General features: G+C 67.3%; 7 protein-coding genes and 1 other RNA gene. 2 read left to right on the plus strand and 6 right to left on the minus strand.

What is annotated here, in order from left to right:
* The 6 genes from AC04L7_RS11485 to AC04L7_RS11510 all read right to left on the minus strand — a co-directional run.
* The coding region (locus tag AC04L7_RS11485) for an EVE domain-containing protein (protein WP_475513042.1) at positions 1 to 398 on the minus strand (398 nt) is incomplete at its 3' end.
* Positions 395 to 994 (minus strand): 5-formyltetrahydrofolate cyclo-ligase, encoded by a 600-nt coding sequence (locus tag AC04L7_RS11490; protein ID WP_299346775.1) that lies wholly within the window; start codon positions 992 to 994, stop codon positions 395 to 397. The genes AC04L7_RS11490 and AC04L7_RS11485, both read right to left, overlap by 4 nt.
* Before the next feature lie 204 nt (positions 995 to 1198).
* Positions 1199 to 1385: non-coding RNA, 6S RNA (gene ssrS / locus AC04L7_RS11495), on the minus strand.
* Positions 1386 to 1469: 84 nt separating this feature from the next.
* Positions 1470 to 1766 (minus strand): cell division protein ZapA, encoded by a 297-nt coding sequence (locus AC04L7_RS11500; protein WP_296278179.1) that lies wholly within the window; start codon positions 1764 to 1766, stop codon positions 1470 to 1472.
* On the minus strand, positions 1763 to 1984 hold the full coding sequence (locus tag AC04L7_RS11505; protein WP_436000295.1) for a TIGR02449 family protein: 222 nt from the start codon (positions 1982 to 1984) through the stop codon (positions 1763 to 1765). The genes AC04L7_RS11500 and AC04L7_RS11505 overlap by 4 nt, the downstream gene beginning before the upstream one ends.
* Positions 1985 to 2142: 158 nt before the next feature.
* Entirely contained in the window at positions 2143 to 4401 is a 2259-nt protein-coding gene (locus tag AC04L7_RS11510; RefSeq protein WP_436000293.1) for a putative bifunctional diguanylate cyclase/phosphodiesterase, read from the minus strand.
* Positions 4402 to 4535: 134 nt separating this feature from the next.
* Here AC04L7_RS11510 and AC04L7_RS11515 point away from each other — a divergent pair, with 134 nt between their 5' ends.
* Both AC04L7_RS11515 and AC04L7_RS11520 read left to right on the plus strand, forming a co-directional pair.
* Complete coding sequence (locus AC04L7_RS11515) at positions 4536 to 5078, plus strand: UPF0149 family protein (RefSeq protein ID WP_436000291.1); 543 nt, start codon at positions 4536 to 4538, stop codon at positions 5076 to 5078.
* Positions 5078 to 5588: aminopeptidase P N-terminal domain-containing protein (locus tag AC04L7_RS11520; RefSeq protein WP_475513043.1), on the plus strand; the 511-nt coding region annotated here is incomplete at its 3' end. The genes AC04L7_RS11515 and AC04L7_RS11520, both read left to right, overlap by 1 nt.

The following is a 5588-nucleotide window of genomic DNA, read 5'->3' on the forward strand; positions in this document are numbered from 1 at the left end:
TGGATCAGCGCGAAACCTTCGCCGAGGTCGTCGGCATGCCGCTTGATTTCGTCCAGCGTGATGGTGCGCTTCAACGCACGATCGAACTTCACGTCCACCAACGACCAGCGCGGTTCCTCGCGCGTGCTCTTGGGGTCGTAGTAGTCGGACGTGGGATCGAACTGGGTGTCGTCCGGATACGCCGTCGTCGCGATGGTCGCCGTGCCGACGATGCCCGGTTCCTTGCAGTTGGAGTGGTAGAACAGCACCCCGTCGCCGACTTTCATTGCGCGCATGAAGTTGCGCGCCTGGTAGTTGCGCACGCCGTTCCACGGCTCGATGCCGACCTTCTTCAGGTCGTCGATGGAGAACGTGTCCGGCTCGGACTTCATCAGCCAATAGTGCTTGCGGGAGGTCATGGCGAAGGGTCCGGCAGGGGAGAGGGGAACAGCGTGTCGCGTTCGGTGCAGACGGCGTCCAGCGGCACGTCCCAGGGCTGCGCGCCCAGCGTGTCGATCCGCTGCGCCTCGAAGCCGACGCCGACCAGCCAGGGCGGCGCAGGGCGTTCCAGGCGCGGCGCCAGCGTGCGGTCGTACCAGCCGCCGCCCATGCCCAGGCGATGCCCCGCCTTGTCGAAACCGACCAGCGGCACGACGATCAGCGACATGTCCGTCGCGGGCAAGCCCGAGCGCGGATCGACGTCCGGCTCCGGAATGCCATAACGGTTGGTCACCAGGGCATCGCCCGGTCGCCAGGGCGCGAAACGCAGTGTCGCATCGTCCGACAGCATGGGCAGGCAGTAGACCAGCCCCTTCGGCAGCCGCATCTGCCAGCTGTGCAGCCCGATTTCGCCATCCATCGCCCAGTAACCGGCGACATAGCCGGTCGTCGGGAAGAACGGCAACGCGAACAGGCGCGCGGCGAGCGCATCCGCACCGGCGATGCGCTCGGCAGCGGGCAGGGCGCGACGTCGCGCACGCAGGTCGCGTCGCAGCGCATCGCGCTCGACGGTCATGGCAAGGAAGGGGGCGGTACAGGCATGCGCGAATTTTACGACATGCGCACCAGCGTTGCCGGTGGGACCGCGGGAGCGGCCTCAGTCACGGCCCTGTGCGTCGGATCCCTCGTGCAGTCGGCTTCGTTTCGAAGTCATCCCGCTCAAGGGCGGGTGCAACAGGACCGGCCGGGTCGCGGCTGATGCCGCTGCCGCGGGRAAAATACGTCCTCCGCCATGCACGATGTTCGCGAAACGACCTTGAACCCGGGGTTCAAGTGGGAAGGTTGGGCAACCATCGGGCTTTCCGCTGCGAGGCAGACTTGCACTCCCKGTAACCGTCACCCCCCCGTGGTCGTCATTAAGGGACAAGGCGAATGTTTGCGCTCACTGTCGAGTACAGCAGAGGACGCGAGGCCAGTATAGCGAGCGAAGATTTTTTGCCTAGCCCGTTCGTCGGCGGATTCAGTCCGCAGTCGGCGACGTCGCAGTGCTGTTACGACGTGCCCAGCGCGCTGTCCAGCTTGCGGTGCAGATCCTGCAGCGTGCGCTCGACGTCACGGTTGCGCGCATGCTGCTCGTCGCGCAACTGCTGCAATTCGTGTGCCAGATTGAGCGCCGCCAGCACGGCGATGCGGTCTACCGCCGCCATGCGATTGCTGCCGCGTACTTCGCGCATGCGGCTGTCGAGCAGCTTGGCGGCTGCCATCAGGCTGGAACGTTCGTCCGGGGCCACGCCCACGGTGTATTCGCGATCCAGCAGATGCACGCTGACCGGTTCGTTGGCGCTCACGTGTGCTGCTCCAGGGACTTGAGGCGGCTGATCATCGCTTCGACGCGCGACCGCGCCTGCTCGTTCTTGGCCAGCAACTGCGAGCGCTCGCCGACCAGTTGCTCCTGTTGCTGGCGCAGGCTGCGGTTTTCGTCCGCCAGGCGCTGGCACCGGTCGGCCACGTCCTGGATGCGCGTACTGAGCGCGCGGAGCTGGTCGAGGAGGTCGGCGGTGTCCATGCCGGTCACGATAGGCGTGCGCTTGCCGGGCGGTCAAGCGGCCGAACGCCGGATGTCCGCAGGAGCGGGCCATGCCTCCGTTGCTCTTGCGTGGTCCGATCGAAAAGCATCGCGGGCATGGCCCACTCCCGCAGGGTTTCCCGCCAGGGTCGCCGGGGTCAGGAGGCCACGCGCATGCCCGACCCGGGGTAGTAGTCCCGGATGAAGCGCAGGCACTGGTCCGCGACCAGCGCCTGCGAGACCCAGTGGCCCTGCACTTCGTCGCAGCCGTGGTTGCGCAGGAACTCGTACTGGTCCCACGTCTCCACGCCCTCGGCGACGACTTTCAGCGCCAGCGACTGTCCCATCGTGATGATGGTGCTGGTGATGGCCTCGTCATCGGTGTCGTGGGTGAGGTCGCTGATGAATTCGCGGTCGATCTTCAGCGTGGTCAACGGCAGGCGCTTCAGGTACGCCAGCGATGAATAGCCGGTGCCGAAGTCGTCGATCGCCAGCGATATGCCGAGGCGCCGGCAGGCGCGCAGCGTGTCGGCGTTCTGCTCCGGGCTGGCCATCACCACGCTCTCGGTCAGTTCCAGCTCCAAGCGGTTGGCGGGGACGCCGGTTTCCTGCAGCGTGCGCGCGACCACCGTCTGCAGGTCGCCGCGCTGCAACTGGGTGGCGGACACATTCACCGCCACACTGAGTTCTTCCAGGCCGGCGTCGTGCCAGTCGCGCAGGGTCAGGCAGGCGTGGCGCAGTGCCCAGGCGCCGAGTTCGAGGATCATCCCCGACTCTTCCGCCAGCGGGATGAACTGGCCCGGCGACACGGTGCCGAATTCCTTGCTCTCCCACCGCAGCAGGGCCTCGACGCCGGTGATCCGCTGCCGCGAGATCGACAGGCGCGGCTGGAACACCAGCGACAGTTCGTTGCGGTCGATCGCGCGGCGCAGGGCGCTGGCGAGGATGGCGCGATGGCGGTTCTTCTCGTCCATCGATTCCGAGTACACCTGGTAGGTGTGCCGCCCCATCGCCTTGGCCTGGTACATGGCGGTGTCGGCGTGCTTCAGCAGCTCCGTCGGCACCTGGGCGTGCTCCGGGTACAGGCTGATGCCGATCGAGGGCGATACCGCCAGTTCCAGCCGTTCGCCGAAGTTCAGCGGCGTACGGAAGGCATGGATGATGCGCTGGGCCACCTCTTCGGCATCGGGCATGCCGTTGATGTCCTCCAGTACCACGGTGAATTCGTCGCCACTCAGGCGCGCGACCGTGTGCTGCGTCCCGACTGTCTGCTGCACGCGCGCGGCCGCCGAGCGCAGGATGCGGTCGCCGGTGGCGTGGCCGAGCGAATCGTTGATGTCCTTGAAGCGGTCCAGGTCGATGAACAGCACGGCGACGTGGCCGTGTTCGCGGCGCGCCCGCACGATGGCGCGCGACAGCCGCTCGGACAGCAGCGAGCGGTTGGGCAGGCTGGTCAGGGTGTCGTAGTTGGCCAGGTAGCGCAGTTCCTGCTCGGCGCGCTTCTGCTCGGTGATGTCGGTCAATACCTGCACGTACAACGGACGCTCGCCGGTGGCGTCCGGCACCACGTTGGTCTCGATGCGGCAGAGGATTTCCTCGCCATCCTTGCGGACCTTCCAGATCTCACCGGACCAGCGCCCGGTCAGGCGCAATTCGCGGTTCATCCGTTCGAAGAAGGCATCCTCGTGCTGGTCGCTGTCCAGCATCGTCATCGGCTGGCCGATGATTTCCTCTTCCGCATAGCCGGTGATGCGGGTGAAGGCGGGATTGATGGTGATGAACTGGTGCGCCCAGTCCAGCACGGCCACCGCTTCGTTCATGCTGCGCATCACCTCGCCGGCGATGCGGTGCTCGTACTCGGCATTGCGGCTGGCGGTGATGTCGCGGGCGGTGCCGGCGATCCGGATGGGTTGTCCCTCACCGTCGCGCTCGACGACGCGGCCACGGGCGCGCACCCATACCCAAGTGCCGTTGCCCAGCATGTCCATCCGGTGTTCCGACATGAAGAGCGGGGTCTTGCCCTGCAGGTGCAGGCGCAGGCGCTCCTGCACCAGCGGCATGTCTTCCTCGTGGATGGTCGGGACTTCGCCCTGCCGCGTCAGCACGGTGATGTCGGCGGTCTGCACGGCGGTTTCGTCCGCCCGCATCCGGTAGAGCCGGCGCTGCACCAGGTCGTAATCCCAGAACTGCTCGCCCGAGGCCCACAGCGCCAGCTTCAGTCGCTCATCGCGGTTGCGCAGGGACTCGCTGCGCAGCGGCTCCTGCGGAACCTGCCGGCTCGCCAGCCATGCCTGCCACCAGCGCCGCGTCCCGATCAGCACGACGCCCAGCAACACCAGACCCGCCAGGCCCATGGCCAGCCGGGACGACAGGGGGGAAGCCGTTGCCAGGACTGCAGCGACAGGGGAGGCGTGCATGGAGGGGCGAGGGGCCAATGCGTAGGCAATATGTGAGTGTAGGCATGCGTACACACGCACAACAAGGAGGTAAGCGGCTTTTGATTGCTACACTTGCAAGGTTGTCCGAAACCCCTGACGGATTGCGTTCTTCTATGCCCGACCTTCCCGATATCGCCGACGTGGCGGCCGCTTCCCGCCAGTCCGGCCTGGCCATGGACGCGTCGGAACTGCACGGTGCGCTGTGCGGCTGGCTCGCCGGCGGCGGCACGGCCGACGACACCTGGCTGGCCCGCGCGCTGGCCGACGACCAGTTGCCGGCGCCTGCGACCGGCAGCGCGCTTGACCAGTTGCGCGAGTGCGCCGTCGCCCAGCTGGAAGACCGCAGCTTCGCCTTCGACCTGTTGCTGCCCCCCGCCGACCGTCCGCTCGACGAGCGCGCGGAAGCGCTGTTTGCCTGGTGCCAGGGATTCCTGGGCGCCTTCGGACTGGCCGCGGGCGCCGCGCCGCCGCTGTCCGAAGAGGGGCAGGAGGCGTTGCAGGACCTCGCGCGACTGGCCCAGGCATCGCCCGAGAGCAGCGACGACGAGGAAGACGAGGATGCGCTGGCGGAACTGGAGGAGTTCGTCCGGGTGGCCGTCCTGCTGCTGCATGGCGACTGCGTGCTCGGGCCCCGGCATCGCCGGAGCCTGAACTGATGAAGGCCGTCGCCGGCATCGGCGCGGCGGAGTTCGCCCGCCGGCGCAAGCAGATGATGCGGCTGGCCGGCAACGACGCGATCCTGGTGCTGCCCGCCGCCGCCGAGCGCGTGCGCAGCCACGATACGCATTATCCGTTCCGGCAGGACTCTGACTTCTGGTATCTCAGCGGCTTTCCGGAGCCGGAGGCGGTGCTGGTACTGGTACCCGGTCGCAAGCACGGCGAAACCATCCTGTTCTGCCGCGAGCGCGATCCCGAGCGCGAAGGCTGGGACGGCCCGCGCGCCGGCCAGGACGGCGCGGTCAACGACTACGGCATGGACGATGCCTATCCGATCGACGATCTCGACGAGATCCTGCCGGGCTTGCTGGAAGGGCGTTCCCGCGTCTACTACCACTTCGGGCGCGACGCCGACTTCGATCTCAAGCTGATCGGCTGGGTGCGCCACGTGCGCGCTCACGTGAAGCAGGGCGCGCAGCCGCCGCACGAGTTCCTTGAACTCGGTCACC

It is taken from the genome of Pseudoxanthomonas sp. LjRoot204_2 (assembly GCF_056175765.1).

Excerpts from the sequence above, each read along its gene's own strand:
- AC04L7_RS11490 (WP_299346775.1), bottom strand. The coding sequence starts at position 994 with ATGACCGTCGAGCGCGATGCGCTGCGACGCGACCTGCGTGCGCGACGT.
- AC04L7_RS11505 (WP_436000295.1), bottom strand. The coding sequence starts at position 1,984 with ATGGACACCGCCGACCTCCTCGACCAGCTCCGCGCGCTCAGTACGCGC.
- AC04L7_RS11510 (WP_436000293.1), bottom strand. The coding sequence starts at position 4,401 with ATGCACGCCTCCCCTGTCGCTGCAGTCCTGGCAACGGCTTCCCCCCTG.
- AC04L7_RS11515 (WP_436000291.1), top strand. The coding sequence starts at position 4,536 with ATGCCCGACCTTCCCGATATCGCCGACGTGGCGGCCGCTTCCCGCCAG.